The organism is Streptomyces sp. NPDC058701 (genome assembly GCF_042715295.1).
Taxonomy (GTDB): Bacteria; Actinomycetota; Actinomycetes; order Streptomycetales; family Streptomycetaceae; genus Streptomyces.
The window spans coordinates 1-18,576 of the sequence record NZ_JBHXSY010000002.1 but is presented as its reverse complement, the minus strand read 5'-3'; the positions used below and the strand labels follow the sequence as shown (position 1 = coordinate 18,576).

Annotated in this window: 9 protein-coding genes; 4 read left to right on the top strand and 5 right to left on the bottom strand. The window is 71.4% G+C overall.

The window, feature by feature from the left end:
- Positions 1–71: 71 nt before the first annotated feature.
- Complete coding sequence (gene treS, locus ACFWW8_RS01865; protein WP_386522273.1) at positions 72–1,793, bottom strand: maltose alpha-D-glucosyltransferase; 1,722 nt, start codon at positions 1,791–1,793, stop codon at positions 72–74.
- Entirely contained in the window at positions 1,790–3,784 is a 1,995-nt protein-coding gene (locus ACFWW8_RS01860; RefSeq protein ID WP_386522272.1) for a maltotransferase domain-containing protein, read from the bottom strand. The genes treS and ACFWW8_RS01860 overlap by 4 nt, the downstream gene beginning before the upstream one ends.
- Before the next feature lie 817 nt (positions 3,785–4,601).
- Between ACFWW8_RS01860 and glgP the strand changes: the two genes are divergently transcribed.
- Positions 4,602–7,238 (top strand): alpha-glucan family phosphorylase, encoded by a 2,637-nt coding sequence (glgP, locus tag ACFWW8_RS01855; RefSeq protein ID WP_386522270.1) that lies wholly within the window; start codon positions 4,602–4,604, stop codon positions 7,236–7,238.
- 106 nt (positions 7,239–7,344) lie between these two features.
- On the opposite strand, the gene ACFWW8_RS01850 is transcribed toward glgP, so the two are convergent.
- Both ACFWW8_RS01850 and ACFWW8_RS01845 read right to left on the bottom strand, forming a co-directional pair.
- A complete protein-coding gene (locus ACFWW8_RS01850) occupies positions 7,345–8,880 on the bottom strand; it encodes a nitronate monooxygenase (RefSeq protein WP_386522268.1) in 1,536 nt (511 codons plus the stop codon).
- Between the two features lie 246 nt (positions 8,881–9,126).
- Complete coding sequence (locus tag ACFWW8_RS01845; protein ID WP_386522266.1) at positions 9,127–11,394, bottom strand: M4 family metallopeptidase; 2,268 nt, start codon at positions 11,392–11,394, stop codon at positions 9,127–9,129.
- A 382-nt stretch (positions 11,395–11,776) separates the two neighbouring features.
- Between ACFWW8_RS01845 and ACFWW8_RS01840 the strand changes: the two genes are divergently transcribed.
- Positions 11,777–13,252, top strand: a complete 1,476-nt coding sequence (locus ACFWW8_RS01840; protein WP_386522263.1) for a sugar transferase — start codon at positions 11,777–11,779, stop codon at positions 13,250–13,252.
- A gap of 18 nt (positions 13,253–13,270) precedes the next feature.
- On the opposite strand, the gene ACFWW8_RS01835 is transcribed toward ACFWW8_RS01840, so the two are convergent.
- Positions 13,271–14,215: a GDP-L-fucose synthase family protein gene (locus ACFWW8_RS01835; protein WP_386522261.1), complete on the bottom strand. Its 945-nt coding sequence runs from the start codon at positions 14,213–14,215 to the stop codon at positions 13,271–13,273.
- A gap of 239 nt (positions 14,216–14,454) precedes the next feature.
- Between ACFWW8_RS01835 and gmd the strand changes: the two genes are divergently transcribed.
- On the top strand, positions 14,455–15,468 hold the full coding sequence (gene gmd / locus ACFWW8_RS01830; protein WP_386522258.1) for a GDP-mannose 4,6-dehydratase: 1,014 nt from the start codon (positions 14,455–14,457) through the stop codon (positions 15,466–15,468).
- 246 nt (positions 15,469–15,714) lie between these two features.
- The gene (locus ACFWW8_RS01825; RefSeq protein WP_386522255.1) at positions 15,715–18,498 is read left to right on the top strand and encodes a LamG-like jellyroll fold domain-containing protein; all 2,784 of its coding nucleotides are present in this window, start codon (positions 15,715–15,717) and stop codon (positions 18,496–18,498) included.
- Positions 18,499–18,576 lie beyond the last annotated feature (78 nt).

The following is an 18,576-nucleotide window of genomic DNA, read 5'->3' as shown; positions in this document are numbered from 1 at the left end:
GTACAGGGGCGGGCGATTGACCCATTCGCGTGCGCCCGCCCCGTTCCCGGGCTCGGTTCGCCCGTGTCCGGCTACTGCTCGGCGCGCAGTTCGGTGCGCGTTTCGTTCCGGAGGCGGAACCAGTAGAAGCCGTGTCCCGCCATGGTCAGCAGGTACGGCCATTCGCCGATCGCCGGGAAGCGCACGTCTCCCGTGAGTTCCACCGGGATCCGTCCGTTGAACGACCGCAGATCCAGTTCGGTGGGCTGCGCGAAGCGCGAGAAGTTGTGCACGCACAGCACCAGGTCGTCCCCGTGTTCACGGAGGAATGCCAGGACCGCCGGGTTCGACGACGGCAGTTCCGTGTACGAGCCCAGTCCGAAGGCGGGGTTCGCCTTGCGGACTTCGATCATCCGGCGGGTCCAGTGCAACAGCGACGAGGGCGATGCCATGGCCGCCTCGACGTTGGTGACCTGGTACCCGTGGACCGGGTCCATGATGACCGGCAGGTTCAGCCTGCCCGGATCGCAGGAGGAGAAACCGGCGTTGCGGTCCGGGGTCCACTGCATGGGCGTGCGCACGCCGTCGCGGTCGCCGAGCCAGATGTTGTCGCCCATGCCGATCTCGTCGCCGTAGTACAGCACCGGAGAGCCCGGCAGCGACAGGAGCAGGGCGGTGAACAGCTCCATCTGGTTGCGGTCGTTGTCCAGGAGCGGGGCGAGCCGGCGCCGGATGCCGATGTTGGCCCGCATCCGCGGGTCCTTGGCGTACTCGGCGTACATGTAGTCGCGCTCTTCGTCCGTGACCATCTCGAGGGTGAGCTCGTCGTGGTTGCGCAGGAAGATGCCCCACTGGCAGCGCTCCGGGATCGCCGGGGTCTTGGCCAGGATTTCGGAGACCGGGTAGCGGGACTCCCGCCTTACGGCCATGAAGATGCGCGGCATGACGGGGAAGTGGAACGCCATGTGGCACTCGTCCCCGCCCTTGGAGAAGTCGCCGAAGTAGTCGACGACGTCCTCGGGCCACTGGTTGGCCTCGGCGAGCAGCACGGTGTCCGGGTAGTGCGCGTCGATCTCGGTGCGGACCCGCTTGAGGAGGGTGTGGGTGCGCGGCAGGTTCTCGCAGTTGGTGCCCTCCTCGGCGTACAGGTAGGGCACGGCGTCGAGGCGGAAGCCGTCGATGCCGAGGTCGAGCCAGAACCGGAGCGCCGAGACGATCTCCTCGACCACGGCCGGGTTCTCGTAGTTGAGGTCCGGCTGGTGCGAGAAGAAGCGGTGCCAGTAGTACTGCTTGCGTACGGGGTCGTACGTCCAGTTCGAGGTCTCGGTGTCGACGAAGATGATGCGGGCGTCCTGGTACTGCTTGTCGTTGTCGGCCCACATGTAGTAGTCGCCGTACGGGCCCTCCGGGTCCTTGCGGGACTGCTGGAACCACTCGTGCTGGTCGCTCGTGTGGTTCATGACGAAGTCGATGATCACCCGCATGCCGCGCTGGTGCGCGGCGTCCACGAACTCCACGAAGTCGGCGAGGTCGCCGAATTCGGGGAGCACGGAGGTGTAGTCGGAGACGTCGTAGCCCCCGTCGCGGAGGGGTGAGGCGAAGAACGGGGGGAGCCAGAGGCAGTCGACGCCGAGCCACTGGAGGTAGTCCAGCTTGGCGGTGAGCCCCTTGAGGTCTCCCACGCCGTCGCCGTTGCTGTCGTGGAAGGAGCGGACGAGGACCTCGTAGAAGACCGCCCGTTTGAACCAGTCGGGATCGCGGTCCTTGGCGGGGGTGTCCTCGAAGGTGTCGTGGACGGGATCGTTGATCATCATGTGGTGGGTGACCCTCCGGTGGGCGGGGACGGTCGCAGAGCGGCCAGCACGTGCGCGGGCGTGCGGCCCGGCTCTAGCCGCACGTAGTTCGCCCTGCCCCAGTGATAGGTCTCGCCGGTGAGCTCGTCGCGCACCGCGAGGGACCCGTGCCAGTCGAGGCCGAGTACCGGCATGTCCAACGACACCGTCGCCTCCTGGGTGTGGTGCGGATCGAGGTTGACGACCACCAGTACGGAATTGGCTCCCGCGTGCTTCGAATAGGCGATCACCTGTTCGTTGTCGGTCGAATGGAAGTGGATGTCGCGCAGCTGCTGGAGAGCGGGGTTGCGCCGGCGGAGCCGGTTGAGCGCGGTGATCAGCGGGGCGATCGTGGTGCCGTCGCGGTCCGCGGCCGCCCAGTCGCGTGGCCGGAACTCGTACTTCTCGGAGTTCAGGTACTCCTCGCTGCCCGCCCGCACCGGGGTGCCCTCGCAGAGCTCGTACCCGGCGTAGACGCCCCAGGCGGGGGAGAGGGTGGCGGCGAGGACCGCTCGCACCTCGAAGGCCGGGCGGCCGCCGTGCTGAAGGTACTCGTGGAGGATGTCGGGGGTGTTGACGAAGAAATTCGGCCGCATGACGGAGGCCGACCGGGTGCCCGACAGCTCGGTCAGGTACTCGGTGAGCTCGGCCTTGGTGTTGCGCCAGGTGAAGTACGTGTACGACTGCTGGAAGCCGACCGCCGCGAGGGCGCGCATCATCGCGGGGCGGGTGAAGGCCTCGGCGAGGAAGATCACGTCCGGGTCCGACCTGTTGATGTCCGCGATCACCTTCTGCCAGAAGACGACAGGCTTGGTGTGCGGATTGTCGACGCGGAAGATCCGGACACCGTGCTCCATCCAGTGCCGGAGGATCCGCACCGTCTCCTGCACGAGGCCGGCCATGTCGGTGTCGAAGTGGATCGGGTAGATGTCCTGATACTTCTTCGGCGGGTTCTCCGCGTACGCGATCGTCCCGTCGGCGCGGTGGCGGAACCACTCCGGGTGCTTCTCCACCCACGGGTGGTCGGGGGAGCACTGGAGGGCGAAGTCCAGCGCGATCTCCAGGTCCAGCTCTCGGGCGCGCGCCACGAAGGCGTCGAAGTCCTCGATCGTGCCGAGGTCGGGGTGGACGGCGTCGTGCCCGCCCTCGGTGGAGCCGATCGCCCACGGCACGCCCGGATCCCAACTACCGGCCGACAGCGTGTTGTTGGGCCCCTTGCGGTAGGTCGAGCCGATCGGGTGGATCGGTGGCAGGTACACCACGTCGAAACCCATCCCGGCGATCGCCGGCAGCCGCTCGGCGGCCGTGCGGAACGTTCCGCTGACCGGAGCCGTGTCCGGCTCGACCACGGCTCCCTCCGAGCGGGGGAACATCTCGTACCAGGAGCCGAAGAGGGCCCGCTTGCGTTCGACCAGCAGGGGGAGCGGCTTCGCGGCGCTCACCAGCTCGCGGTACGGGCGCTTCGCGAGCGCGGCGTCCACGGCGGGGTCGAGGGCGGCCGCGTACCGCTCGGCGACGGGCCGGTCCTCGTCCCGCAGGACGTGGGCGGCGCCCAGTACGGCCAGTCGGCCGTCCCGCTTGGGGATCTTGGCGCCGGCCCGCGCGAGGAGCTCGGCGCCCTCCAGCAGCACCAGCCCGGTGTCGATCCCGGCGGGGATCTTGATCGCCGCGTGGGCCCGCCAGGTGGCCACCGGGTCGCTCCACGCCTCGACGGTGTACGTCCACCTCCCCTCTACCTCGGCGGACACCCGGGCCCCCCACCGGTCGGTGCCGGGGGCGAGCTCGCGCAGGGGCACGGGGGGCCGGAGCCGCCCGCTCGGATCTCTCAGGACGACGTGGGCTGCCACGGCGTCGTGTCCCTCGCGGAACACGGTGGCCGAGATCTCGAAGACCTCGTCCACCACCGCCTTGGCGGGTCTGGCGCCGCAGTCGACGGCGGGGCGGACGTCCAGCACGGGAATGCGACCGATCATGATGGGATCACCTGGGGGCAGTTCGCAGGGCTCGGTGACAACAGGCCAGCCGGTATCACGGCTGGTAGTGCACGCTCTGTTCGCTCTGTTTCTAGCCGCTCGGAAGACGGCTGGGCTGCGGGCATGGCCGCTCCTGTCCGCGTTCACTCGGGTGGCGGGAGAGGTTGGGGGCGGGTGCGCCGTGCGGGTACCACACGTACCCGGGGAGCCCTTCCCACTCTGACCCCGCCCAACCCGGGTCGCTGGTTAACTACTCGTTCGTAGTGGCACGGGGGTGCGCGGGCGCCGGACCGGTATCCGCCGATGCCCCGTCAGGCCGCGGGAGGACCTGCGGTGCACGGTGCGGAACCATCCGTCAGACCCGTCTCACACGTCGCGTACGCCTCTGGTGCGGGCGGGGTGACGGTACGGTGATCGCCGATCTCGTGGGCGGCATCGTGGGTGCCCTCCTCCCCGACCCGATTGCCTGGAGCCGCGAGCGGCACGTGCGGCGGGCGTGGGCGTCGGGCGCGGAGGTGGCCTTCGAGGCCTGCGTGCCGGGTGACCGGTCCTGCTGCCGCGACGACGCCCCGGTCCTCCTTTCGGTTTCCCCGCCGGGGACCGTGCATTCGTCCCCGACGCAATTCACCTCCGCGTACGGGCGCCCGCTGCCCGCGGGAGCGGCCGGGCGGGCAGGGGGCGGCGGCGGGCCGGGGGAGGGGCGGCCGAGGCGGCATGGCCGGGAGGCGTCCGGCTCGCTAGCCTTCCCGGGGTGATGCGCGGGTGCACAGCGTGGTGCGGCCGCTCCGATCCGCAATCCCCTGCGAAGGTGGAACGTGTGAAGGCTATCCGTCGGTTCACCGTGCGCCCCGTCCTCCCGGAGACCCTGCTGCCGCTCACCGACCTCGCGCGCAATCTGCGCTGGTCGTGGCATGCCGAGACCCGCGAACTCTTTCAATCCGTCGACCCCGAGGGCTGGCAGGCCGCCGGCGGCGACCCCGTCCGGCTGCTCGGCGCCGTCTCCGCGGCCCGGCTCGCGGAACTGGCGGCCGACCGCCGGTTCCTGCGGCGCCTCGCCGTCGCCGCCGCCGACCTCGACGACTACGTCAACGGCGGGAGGTGGTACCAGGGGCAGGAGTCCGCGGGCGGACTGCCCGCCGGGATCGCCTACTTCTCCCCCGAGTTCGGAATCACCGCCGCCCTGCCCCAGTACTCCGGCGGCCTCGGCATCCTCGCCGGGGACCACCTCAAGTCCGCCAGCGACCTCGGCGTCCCGCTCATCGGCGTGGGACTGCTCTACCGTCACGGCTACTTCCGCCAGTCGCTCTCCCGCGACGGCTGGCAGCAGGAGCACTACCCCGTACTCGACCCCAACGAGCTCCCCCTCGACCTGCTGCGCCAGGACGACGGCACCCCGGCCCGGGTCTCGCTGACCCTCCCCGGGGGCCGGGCCCTGCACGCGCACGTCTGGCAGGCCCGCGTCGGCCGCGTACCGCTGCTGCTCCTCGACTCCGACGTCGAGGACAACGACGTGGCGGCCCGCGAGGTGACCGACCGGCTCTACGGCGGCGGCAGCGACCACCGCCTGCTCCAGGAGATGCTCCTCGGCATCGGCGGCGTGCGCGCGGTGCGCGCGTACTGCGCGATCACCGGACACCCCGACCCCGAGGTCTTCCACACCAACGAGGGCCACGCCGGCTTCCTCGGGCTCGAACGCATAAGGGAACTGGAGCGCGAGCAGGGCCTCGGCTTCGACGCCGCCGTCGAGGCGGTGCGCGCGGGGACCGTGTTCACCACGCACACCCCCGTCCCCGCCGGCATCGACCGCTTCGAGCGGGGCCTGGTCGCCCGGCACTTCGGGGACGGCGGGGAACTGGCCGGCGTACCCGTCGACCGGATCCTGGAACTGGGCGCCGAGTCGTACCCCGGTGGCGACCCCGGGGTGTTCAACATGGCCGTCATGGGGCTGCGCCTGGCCCAGCGGGCCAACGGGGTGTCCACCCTGCACGGCGCGGTCAGCCGGGAGATGTTCGCCGGCCTGTGGCCCGGCTTCGACCCGGCCGACGTGCCCATCACCTCGGTCACGAACGGGGTGCACGCCCCGACCTGGGTGGCCCCCGAGGTGGTCCGGCTCGGCGCCCGCCAGATCGGCGCCGGCCGCACCGAGGACGCCCTGTCCGTCGGCGGCTCCACCCGCTGGGACGCCGTCGCCGAGATCCCCGACCAGGACGTGTGGGACCTGCGCCGGGTGCTCCGCGAGCAGCTGGTCCAGGAGGTGCGGGACCGGCTGCGGGCGTCCTGGCGCCAGCGCGGCGCGGCCGAGGCCGAGCTGGGCTGGGTGGACTCCGTGCTCGACCCGGACGTGCTCACCATCGGCTTCGCCCGGCGCGTGCCCTCGTACAAGCGCCTGACGCTGATGCTGCGCGACCCGGACCGGCTGCGCAGGCTGCTGCTGGACCCGGACCGGCCGGTGCAGATCGTGGTCGCGGGCAAGGCGCACCCCGCCGACGACGGCGGGAAGCGGCTGGTCCAGGAGCTGGTGCGGTTCTCCGACGACCCGCGGGTGCGCCACCGGATCGTGTTCCTGCCCGACTACGGCATGGCCATGGCGCAGAAGCTCTACCCGGGCTGCGACGTCTGGCTGAACAACCCGCTCCGCCCGCTGGAGGCCTGCGGCACGAGCGGGATGAAGGCCGCCCTGAACGGCTGCCTCAACCTGTCCGTGCTGGACGGCTGGTGGGACGAGTGGTTCGAGCCCGACTTCGGCTGGGCCATCCCGACCGCCGACGGCCTGGGCGCGGACGAGGACCGGCGCGACCAGCTGGAGGCCGGCGCCCTCTACGAGTTGATCGAGAGCCGGGTCGCGCCCCGGTTCTACGACCGGGTCGGACGCGGCGGCCTTCCGGTGCGGTGGATCGAGATGGTCCGGCGCACGCTGGTCTCGCTCGGCCCGAAGGTGCTGGCCGGCCGGATGGTCCGGGAGTACGTGGAGCGGCTGTACGCCCCAGCCGCGCTTGCCCACCGGGCCCTGAACCCGGAGGCGGCGCGGGACCTCGCCTGGTGGAAGGGGCGGGCCCGCGCGGCCTGGCCGGGGGTGGCCGTCGAGCACGTGGAGGCCGTCGCTGAGGCCCCCGTGAACGGCACCGCCGAACTCGGGGCCACCCTCACCCTGCGCGTGCGGGTGGCGCTGGACGCGCTCACGCCCGAGGACGTGGAGGTGCAGGCGGTGGCCGGGCGGGTCGACCCGCAGGACGTGATCCGCGACGGGCGGGCCTTCCCGCTCAAGCCGGCCGCGGGACCGGACCTGGAGGGCCGCTGGGTGTACGAGGGCCCGCTCGCCCTCGACCGTACGGGGCCCTTCGGCTATACGGTGCGCATCCTGCCGTCGCACCCGCTGCTGGCGGTCCCGGCCGAACTCGGCCTGGTCGCCGGACCCGTGGACACGGACGCGGGGGGCGGCGTACTGCTGCGCTGACCCCGCTCCCACCGGGAACGCACGGCGGGCTCGGGGGCGGCCGCCGGGGCGGACCGGCTGACCGCGGAGGCTCCCGCCCGGAGCCGGCCCGGGCCCGTCCCGGGGGTCAGCCCGTCCGGTCCGGCCGCGCGGCGCCGCCACCGGCGCCCGCCGCCAGCCGGCGCACCACGTCCGCCGCCGTGTACGGACCGGCGTCGGGGGAGAGGCGCGGCAGGAACGACAGGTCCTTGCCGATGGTCACGATCGGCGGCTCCACCCGGCCGCCGGGCCGCCGCTGGGCCAGCCCGATCGTGGCCAGCAGGCCGTTGCACAGGCACTGCCTGCCCCTGGTGTCGGCGGCGTCCCCGCCCTTGCGCACGTACGCCGCCACCGGCTCGGCCGCACACCGGTAGGCCGTCCCGCGCGGGCCGCGCACCGGCGTACGCAGGAAGCCCAGGTCGCACACCCGGCGCCGGGCCGCGGCCACCCCGGGGTCGGAGACCGTACCGGCGAGCTCCGCCACCTTGAAGGGGAACGAGGTGGGCGAGGCCTCGGGGTCGTTGCGGACCACGAGGGTGCCCGCGCGGGCCCGCTCCAGCAGGTCCTCGCGCAGGTGGCGGGCCATCCCCGACTCCTCGCACAGGGCGAAGGCGCTGCCGACCTGGACCCCGGCCGCCCCCCGGGCCCGGGCGGCGGCCACCGCCTCGGGGCTCGCCTGGCCGCCGGCGAGCCAGAACGGCAGCCCGAGCGCCGCCATCCTGGCGAGGTCCGGGTCGTCGCGCGGCCCGTAGACCGGCTCGCCGCGCTCGTCGAGCCGCATCGGCCCGCGCGGCGGGGCACTGTGGCCGCCGGCCCCGCTGGTCTCGATCACGAAGCCGTCGGGGCGGGTCGCCCCGTCGCGGGCCAGGTAGGCGGCGAGCACCGGCAGCGAGACGATGGCCAGTACCTCCGGACGGCGCAGCGGGCCCGGCAGGTGACCGGCCAGCAGCGCCCCCGGGTCGAAGAGGTGGTCGAGCGGCTCCTCCGATCCCTCTACGGAGACCCGGGTGACGCAGCGTTCGTAGCGCGCCAGCCGCGTGGCGAAGGCAGGGATCTGACCGGGGACTCCCGCGCCCACGAGCACGTGGCCGACGCCTGCCAGGATCGCGCCGAACATGGCGGGGGCGGTGGCCAGCTGGATCTTCTCCAGGTAGTTGACGCCGACGAGGCCATCGTGTCCCTCCTTCGCGAGCCACACCTCGGCGAAGTTGCCGAGGACGGTGAGGATCTCCGCCTGCGCCCCGCCCGCCGCCCGCAGTCGCGGAGCGGTCCGCATCGCGGCGCCCGCGTCGAGCCCGCCCTCGCGGAAGTAGCAGTCGAGGGCGGTCTGCGCGAGTTCGGGGAGCGGGAAGGCGGCCAGGGCGCGGCGGGCGTGCCCGCCGGGGTCGCCTGTCTGCAGGACGCGGGCCAGGACGACGTCCAGCGCCGTTCCGGAGACCACGCCCAACTGGCCCTCCAGCGACACCGCCCTGGCCAGCCGCCACCCGGAGACCCCGACGCCCATGCCGCCCTGGATCAGCCAGGGCCGCCGCACGGCGGGGAGGGGCGCGGGGGCCGGCGGAGCGGGTACCGACGGGGCGGGCGTCAGCGGCACGGGCGTCAGCGGCACGGGGGTCAGCGGCATGGGGCACGTCCTCGGAATCACCCGAACCTACGCTTCCGTAGGTTCGCTGGACTCCACTATCCCCCCGCCGCGGCGGCGCGCTCGGCGCCGAAGGTCCCGGCCGCCAGGGGCGCAGGTCCCGCGGCGACGGGCCGACGGGACGGGGCCCATGGGACAGGGCCGCCCGGGGAGGTTTCCTCCCGGGCGGCCCCGTGTCTAACGGTGCGGCTCGCGCCGCTCAGCTCGTACTGTCCGGCCCCGGAGGGGTCAGAAGGTGAGCTTCCAGCTGTCGATCTTGCCGACGTCCGCGCTGGCCAGGTCCGCGACCCGCAGCTTCCAGACACCGCTGGCGACCTCGGAGGAGGCGTTCACGGTGAAGGACTGGACGATGTTGTCCGCGCTGCCGCCGGTGCGGTTGCGCAGGTTGTAGAGGGTGCCGTCCGGGGCGACGAGGTCGACCTTCAGGTCACCGACGTAGGTGTGCAGGATGTTCACGTCCACCTTGAGGGTGCTCGGGGCGTTGCCCGTGCGGTTCACGGTGATCGGGGACTCGACCGTCGCGTTGTCGGCGATGGCGTAGTCGGTCGTGTTCTCGAAGACGCTCGGCTGGCTGGTGCCGACGGTCCAGGTGAAGGACGCCGTACCCGTCTTGCTCGCCGAGTCGGTCACCGTGACGGTCACGTTGGACGTGCCCGCGGTGGTGGCCGTGCCCGAGATCAGGCCGGTGGAGGAGTTGATCGACAGACCGGCCGGCAGGCCGCTCGCCGCGTAGCTCAGCGCGCCCGGGTTGGTGCTGGTGGCCTGGACCTGCAGGCTCACCGCGCCGCCCACCTGGGTGTTCTGGTTGGCGATCGGGTTGACGGTGACGCCGGAGACGATCCGGGGACCGACGTTGACGCCGGCCCAGGCGTTGGCCACGTTGTTGTAGATGGTGGAGCCCTGGCCGTACAGGTCGGCCGCGGCCTTCAGCGTCTGGACACGGGCGTCCGCGTAGTTGGTGTTCGACTTGAAGTAGCCGACCGTCAGTGCGCGGAACCAGATCTTCGAGGCGGCGTCGCGGCCGATCGCGGTCACCGGCAGACCGTCGGAGGTCGGCGAGTCGTAGCTCACGCCGTTGACGACCTTGGCGCCCGAGCCCTCGGAGGCCAGGTAGTACCAGTGGTTGGCCGGACCCGAGGAGTAGTGGACGTCGATCGAGCCGATGCCCGAGTACCACGCGTCCTTGGACGAGCCGTCCTTGCTCGGCTTGTCCATGTAGCGCAGCGGGGTGCCGTTGCCGCGGATGTCGATCTTCTCGCCGACGTTGTAGTCGCCGACGTCCTGCGGGTTGTTGGCGTGGAACTCGACGGCCGCCGCCATGATGTCGGAGGTCGCCTCGTTGAGGCCGCCGGGCTCGCCGCTGTAGGTCATGTTGCCGGTGACCGAGGTCAGGCCGTGCGTCATCTCGTGCGCGGCCACGTCGGTGGAGGTGAGGGGCTTGGCGTTGCCGTCACCGTCGCCGTACGTCATGCAGAAGCAGGAGTCCTGCCAGAAGGCGTTCACGTAGTTGTTGCCGTAGTGGACCCGGGTGTACGGGGCCACGCCGTCGTTGCGCAGGCCGTTGCGGCCGTGCACGTTCTTGAAGTAGTCCCACGTGGCCGCCGCGCCGTAGTGGGCGTCGGCGCCGGCCGTCTCCAGGTTGGCCGGCAGCCCGTTGCCCCAGACGTCGTCCGGGCCGGAGAAGAGCGTGCCGGTGCCCGAGGAGCCCCGGTTGAGGTTGTACGTCTTGTGGTTGCCGCGCGCCGCGTCGGTCAGGGTGTACGTGCTGCCCGACTGCGTGGTCCCGAGCGTCACCTGGCCGCTGTACATGGTGTTGCCGGTGCCGGTCTCGACGGCCTGCCACTCGGTGATCTTGGCGCCCGTCTTGGCGTTGGTCACCACGTGCAGCTCGTTCGGCGTCCCGTCGTGCTGGAGGCCGCCGACGACCGTCTCGAACGCGAGGACCGGAGCGCCCTCGGCCGCCCAGATCACCTTGCGGGCGCCCTTGGAGGCCTTGGCCTCCTTGGAGCCCTCGGCGTTGGCGGCGGCGACCGCCTGGCCCTCGGCGGCGGCCGGGGTGACCGTGGCGGTGGTGTCCGCGACCTTGATCTCGTGGTGGGTCGCCTTGGTCACGCTCTGGGTGACGCCGCCCTTGGCGTGGACGGTGAGGTCACCGCCGAGCACCGGAAGGCCGTCGTAGGTGCGCTCGTACGAGGTGTGCGTGGTTCCGTCCGCGTCCTTGACGACGTCGCGGACGATCAGCTTCTCGCCGCTTCCGAGGCCGAGGGCCTTGGCGGCCTGCGCGGTGGTGGAGTTGGCCTCGGCGAGGAGCGTCGCACGCTCCGAAGCGCTGAGTTCGACGTTCGCCGCGCCCGGGTTGGGCTGGGCGGCCGTACGTGCCTGCGACGCGGTGGCGTCGGCGGTTGCGGTGCCGGTCTGTATACCGACGGCGAGCAGGGCTGCCGCGGCCACGAGCGCGCCGGCCGCGGTGGCACGCCTCTGGGGGGTGGACCTCAACGCAGACTCCTTCTGCAAGGGGGGTTCCGGACGGCTGGGTGGGCCTCCGGGCAGATCAGGGCTGGTGCGATGAACGGTCGAAGAGTGACACCTACGGCGCGCGATGTCAGGGCCGCGTCAAAAGGTTGGCTGGAAACGGTTCGTTGTCCGAAGTGACGTATCCGGTATCCGAACCATTCACCTTCGTGTGCCGAGGAAAGCGTCCGGCATTCGGAACGGTTGGTACCGGTTGCTAACGCTTGGGCAACAAGAGGTCTCGTTGAGGCAAACGGCATTTACCGTACGGGCGTTTGTCGTACTGTTTCCCGGTGCGGCAGATGTCCGTTGCCAGGGGAAGCCATGGACAGCCGTCACTGTCATAGACCACGTGCCAGGGGGGCCCATGAGGCATGTCCATTTTCCTGCGCAAAGAGTGGCCAGGACGGCCCAGGAGTCCGCGGTGCCCGTCAGGCGGCTCGGTGACAAGGCCCGCTGGTACCTGCCGGCGGCCGTCTCGGCCGACGTACTGGGTGCGGCCGTTCCCGTAGGGCTCGTCTTCGCGGCCGCCGAGCAGGTCCGGCCGCTCTACTGCGCCCTCGGCGCGGCGCTCGCCTGGACCGGGGTACAGGCGTTGCGCCGCCGCTACACCGCCCGCTCGCTCGGAGAATCGCGCGGAGTCCTGCCGGTCGTACACGACTGGCTGATTCTCATCGGAGTCCTGGCCGTGGCACGCGTGGTGACCGAGGAGGACACCCCCCGGCTGTCCGCGCTCGGGGCCCTGCTGCCCGCGCTGCTCGTCACCGTCGCCTGCCACAAGCTGACCTACCGCCACCTCTCCGCGGCCCGGCGCGAGGCCCAGGCCGTCAGCCGGGTCCTCGTGGTGGGCGAGCCCGACGCGGCCGAGGACGTCATCGCCCACCTCGCCGCGCGCACCGACCACCCGTACGTCGTCGTCGGCATGGTCCCGGTCGGCGCCGGCGACCTGGCCAGCGGAGTCCCGGTCGCCGCCCGCCTCGGCGAGACGATGCCCGAGGCCTCGCGCGGGGACTCCTCCGCCGTCCTCGGCGCCGTCCGCAGCCACCACGCCGACCTGGTGCTCGTCGCCCCCGGAGCGCGCTTCGCGGGGGAGCGGCTGCGCCGCGTGGCCTGGGCCCTGCACGACGCGGGCCTGGAACTCGCGGTCTTCCCGGGCCTGGTGGAGGTCTCCGTCAAGCGCCTGGAGACCCTGTCCGCCGGCGGGCTGGCCATGCTGCGGGTGGTCCCGCCGGTCAGCCGCGGCGTCCAGACCGTCCTCAAGTCCGCCCTGGACCGGGCGGGCGCCGCGATCGGGCTGCTGCTGCTCTCCCCGTTCTTCCTGGGGATCGTCGTGTCGATACGGGTCGGCTCGCGCGGCCCGGCCTTCTACCGCCAGCGGCGCATCGGCCGCGACGGCGTCCCCTTCGTCATGTGGAAGTTCCGCACGATGGTCGTGGACGCCGACGCGCGGAAGGCCGAACTGGCCGGGGCGAACGAGAACGACGGCCTGATGTTCAAGATGCGCCGCGACCCCCGGGTCACCCGCGTCGGCCGGCTGCTGCGCCGCACCTCCTTGGACGAACTGCCCCAGCTGTTCAACGTGCTCACCGGCCACATGTCCCTGGTCGGCCCGCGCCCGCCCCTGCCCGAGGAGGTGGCGGAGTACGACGACGTCGAACTGCGCCGGCTCAGCGTGCGGCCCGGGATGACCGGGTTGTGGCAGATCAGCGGGAGGTCCGATCTGTCCTGGGACGAGACGATCCAGCTCGACCTGCAGTACGTCGACAACTGGTCCTTCACCAGTGACGTCGACGTCATGGGCCGCACGCTCCGCGCCGTCGTCGACGGTCGCGGGGCGTACTGAGGGGCCGACGCCTTGAGATCAGCCCTGCTCGCGCCACCACCGGTAGGTGGAGGCGATGCCGTCCCGCAGCGGGATGCCGGGCTTCCAGCCGAGCGAGGTCAGACGGGACACGTCCAGCAGCTTGCGGGGCGTCCCGTCCGGCTTGGAGGTGTCCCAGGCGAGCCTGCCCCGGAAGCCGGTCACCTCGGCGACCGTCTCGGCGAGCTCCTTGATGGTGAGGTCCTCGCCGCAGCCGATGTTGACCGGCTCGTCCCCGTCGTAGGTGTTCAGCAGCACCACGCAGGCGGCCGCCAGGTCGTCGACGTGCAGGAACTCCCGGCGCGGGGTACCGGAGCCCCACAGGGTGACCTCGTCCCGCCCCTCGGCCGCGGCCTCGTGGAAGCGGCGGACGAGGGCCGGCAGGACGTGCGAGGACTCCAGGTCGAAGTTGTCGCCCGGACCGTAGAGGTTCGTCGGCATGGCCGAGATGAACGAGGCCCCGTACTGCCTGCGGTACGACTGCACCTGGACGATGCCGGCGATCTTCGCGAGGGCGTACGCCTCGTTGGTCGGCTCCAGCGGGCCGGTCAGCAGGGCGTCCTCGCTGATCGGCTGCGGGGCCAGCTTCGGATAGATGCAGGAGGACCCCAGGAACAGCAGGCGGTCCACGCCGGCGGCGTGCGCCCCGGCGATGACGCTCAGCTGGATCTTGAGGTTGTCCTCCAGGAACTGCACCGGGTACGTGCTGTTGGCCATGATGCCGCCCACCTTGGCGGCGGCCAGTACGACGGCGTCCGGGCGGACGTCCTCCAGGTACGCCCCGGTCGCCTCCGCGTCGCGCAGGTCGAGGTCGGCGCGGCCCCGGGTCAGCACCTCGTGGCCGTCGGCGGTCAGGCGGCGGGCGACCGCGGAGCCCACGAGGCCGCGGTGGCCGGCGACGAAGACGCGGGCGTTCGGGGGCAGGAGCGGCATCGAAGGTGTCATACCGCCGATGATGCCAGTCCGCTGCCGCGCGGGTCCGCCCGGTCCACCTCCCGGCGCCCGGCCGCCGCGGGCTCCAATCCACTGCAAAGCCAGCCGGAACGGGCGTGTACGGTACCCATCCGGCCCCCGGGCGGCGGCCCGCACGCGCGGTGCGCCCCCTGCCGGGGCGGTCCGCCGCACACGCCCCGAGGCGCAGCCTCACCACGACGAACAGCACCGACCACCACCAAGGGGAACCCATGGGCAAGACCGCGCTGATCACCGGCGTCACCGGGCAGGACGGCTCGTACCTCGCAGAGCTGCTCCTCTCCAAGGGCTACACGGTGCACGGGCTCGTGCGGCGCTCCTCCAGCTTCAACACGGAGCGGATCGACCACATCTACCAGGACCCCCAGACCGCCAACCGGTCCTTCGTCCTGCACCACGCGGACCTCTCCGACGGCGTCGCCCTGGTGAACCTGCTGCGCGAGATACAGCCCGACGAGGTCTACAACCTCGGCGCCCAGTCCCACGTCCGCGTCTCCTTCGACGCCCCCCTCTACACGGGCGACGTCACGGGCCTCGGCGCGCTGCGGCTGCTGGAGGCGATCCGGGCCAGCGGGATCGACACCCGCATCTACCAGGCCTCGTCCTCGGAGATGTTCGGCGCCACCCCGCCCCCGCAGAACGAGGGCACGCCGTTCCACCCGCGCAGCCCGTACGGCGCCGCCAAGGTCTTCGCGTACTGGACCACGGTGAACTACCGCGAGGCGTACGGCATGTTCGCCGTGAACGGCATCCTCTTCAACCACGAGTCCCCGCGCCGCGGCGAGACCTTCGTGACCCGCAAGATCACCCGCGCGGTCGCCCGGATCAAGGCCGGCCTGCAGGAGAAGCTCTACCTCGGCAACCTCGACGCCGTCCGCGACTGGGGCTACGCCCCGGAGTACGTCGACGCCATGTGGCGGATGCTCCAGCAGGACGAGGCCACCGACTACGTGGTCGCCACCGGTGTGGCCGCCTCCGTCCGCGAGTTCGTCGAGGCCTCCTTCGCCCACGCCGGCCTCGACTGGAACGATCACGTGCGCTACGACCCCAAGTACGAACGCCCCAGCGAGGTCGACGCCCTCATCGGCGACGCCTCCAAGGCCAACGAGCTGCTCGGCTGGAAGCCGACGGTCCTGGTCGCGGAACTGGCCAAGATCATGGTCGACGCCGACGTCCGCCAGGTCCAGGACCAGCTCGCGGGCGTGACGGTCCGCATCGACCGCTGAGGCCGTATATTTCCCCTACGGTTTGCCGTGTTCCGGTCACGTACGCCACTCTGCGCGGGATTGACCGGGGCAAACCTGCCGTATGTCCGTAGTGCACCCTCCGTGCTGAACCCGGTTGATTCCAAGTTGGTATGCAATGGGTCAAGGGAGGTGACCGGGCCCTTGCGTGAGCCCTAGTCTGCGCCCAGTACATATGGCTGTCGGATAGTTTCAGCCATCAAACCGGGCGATTGCCCTGGGGGGCTCATGCGTAGATCCAGAGGGCTGACTGCTGCCCTCGTCCTGTCACTGGCCGGTGCCGGCACCGGCATCGGCCTGGTGCTGATGCCTCAGGCGTCCGCCATCACCGCGCCGGTGGCGTTCACCGCCGACAACCTGCCGACCTGGCAGACGAACGGCGTCGTCTGGGCGATGGCCCAGGCCAACGGCACCGTCTTCGCCGGCGGAACCTTCTCGTCGGTGCGTCCGCCCGAGGGCGCCGCGGGCGCCGAGCAGGACGCCGTCAACTTCGTCGCGCTCGATGCCGCCACCGGCAACCCGACCGCCTGCAAGCTCTCCTTCACCGTGGGCGAGGGAACCGCGACGGTCCGGACCCTCGTCGTCTCGAAGGACAACAAGACCCTGTACGCGGGCGGCTACTTCGGCGCCGTCAACGGCACCCCCGTCTCCAGCGTCGCCGCGATCGACATCGCCAGCTGCACCCCCAAGGCCTCGTTCCACCCGAGCTTCGCCGCCACCGTGCGCGGGCTCGCCGTGACCGACGACACCCTGTACGCCGCCGGCGACTTCTTCACCGTCGAGGGCCAGGGCCGCGAGCGGTTCGCCGCGGTCGACGCCTCCTCCGGTGAGCTGAAGCCCTTCAAGGCCGACGCCGACGAGCCGGGCCGTGCCGTCGAGGTCACCCCTGACGGCAAGAACGTGCTGCTGGGCGGCGACTTCTTCTCCGTCAACGGGTCCAACACGCACGCCCTGGCCGTGGTGAACTCCACCACCGGTGCGGTCACCAAGACCTACACCAACATCCCGTCGAACTCGGTCGTCAAGGACATATCCACCGACGGCACCGGCTTCTACACGGGCAACGAGGGCTCCGGCGGCGGCGTCTTCGACGGCCGCATCGGCCTGAAGCTCAGCGACTTCACCGAGAAGTGGCGCGACCGCTGCCTCGGCGCCACCCAGTTCGTCCTGCCCTACGACGGAGTGCTCTACAGCTCCTCGCACGCGCACGACTGCTCCACCGAGCAGGAGTTCCCCGACGGCAAGCGGCACTTCCTGCTGGCCCAGCCGACCGACCACCCAGGCGCCGCCCCCGCGCCCGTGGACGGCTTCGTGCGCGGTCCGGGCAAGCTCGGCTGGCACCCCACGGCCAACGACGGCATGGAGCTGACCGAGGGCATCGGCCCGCGCGTCATGGCCGTGGCCGAGAAGAACGACGTCAAGTACATGTGGGTCGGCGGTGAGTTCACCCTCATCAACGGCAAGCCGCAGTGGGGCCTGACCCGCTTCGCCTCCACCGGCGACGTCGGCGCCCCCACGACCCCCGTGGCCAGCGCCGGCAGCGTCAAGCCCGGCGAGGCCCAGGTCCGCTGGCGCACCAGCTACGACGCGGACGACAGCAAGCTGACGTACCGCGTCTACCGCAACGGTTCGGGCTCCCCGATCCACACCATGACCGCCGACTCCCTGGAGTGGCAGCGTCCCCAGGCCTCCTGGAACGACACCACGGTCAAGGCCGGCCAGTCGTACACCTACCGCGTGACCGCCACCGACGCCGCCGGCAACACCAGCGCGCTGTCGGCCACCGTCTCGGTGACGATCCCGACCTCGGTCCAGTCGTACCCGGACCAGGTCCGCGCGGACGGCGCCCAGCTGTACTGGCGCTTCGACGACACGGTCAGCCCGTACGTCGCCGACTCCTCGAACGGCGGCAACACCAGCGGCATCCAGCTGAACGCACCGGCCCTGCGCCAGACGCCCGGCGCCGTCACCGGAGCCAGCACGGCGATGGGCTTCAACGGCACCAGCCAGAAGGTCTACAGCGACCACCGCCAGACCGTCGGCGGCCAGTTCTCCGTCGAGACCTGGTTCAAGACGAACTCCTCGCGCGGCGGCAAGCTGATCGGCTTCGGCAACAACACCGAGCGCAGCAGCGGCTCGAACGACAAGCACATCTACATGACCAACACCGGTCGCCTCGTCTTCGGTGTCTACAACGGCTCGACCAGGACCATCTCCACCGGCCTGTTCGACAACTACAACGACAACAAGTGGCACCACGTGGTCGGCACCCAGAGCCCCGGCGGCCTGACGCTGTACGTCGACGGCCAGAACAAGGGCACGCTCAACGCCACCAGCACGCAGACCTACGCGGGCTTCTGGCACGTCGGCGGTGACAGCCTGTCCGGCTGGCCCACCCGCCCGACGAGCAACTTCTTCGCCGGACAGCTCGACGAGGCGGCCGTCTACCCGACGGCGCTCACCCAGGCCCAGGTCAAGAAGCACTTCGACCTGGCCAAGGCGCCGTCCGACACGGTCTCCAAGGTCACCGCGACCGAGGACACCTACATCAACCAGGGCGCTCCGAACACCGCCTACGGCACGGCGAACTCGCTCGCGGTGCGCGGCACCTCGGCGTACGAGTCGTACCTGCGCTTCGACCTCCCGGCCGCTCCGGCCGGACAGGTCCTGAAGTCCGTCTCGCTGCAGGTCAAGACCACCACGCAGGCGGGCGCCGGCACCGCCGACCTCATCTCCGTGGTCCCGGTCACCGGTACCTGGAGCGGACCGGGCACCACGTTCAACACCAAGCCGACCCTCGGCACCACCCCGCTCGGCAGCATCGCGGGCGTGCCCGACGGCTCGGCCGTGCACGGCGTGGAGCTGGACACCGCCGCGGTCTCCGCGGTCCTGGGCAGCAGCTACAGCCTGGGCCTGAAGAGCACGGGCACCGACCCGCTGTGGCTCTGGTCCTCGGAGGCGACCGCCGCGGACGCCGCTCCGCAGCTGGTCCTCACCTTCGGCCCGAAGTAACCGCCTGACGGCGTGCGGGGCCCGCTCAGCTTCTGGCGCTGCATCAACAGGTCGTTGAGCAGGCTGGAGGCGCCGAAG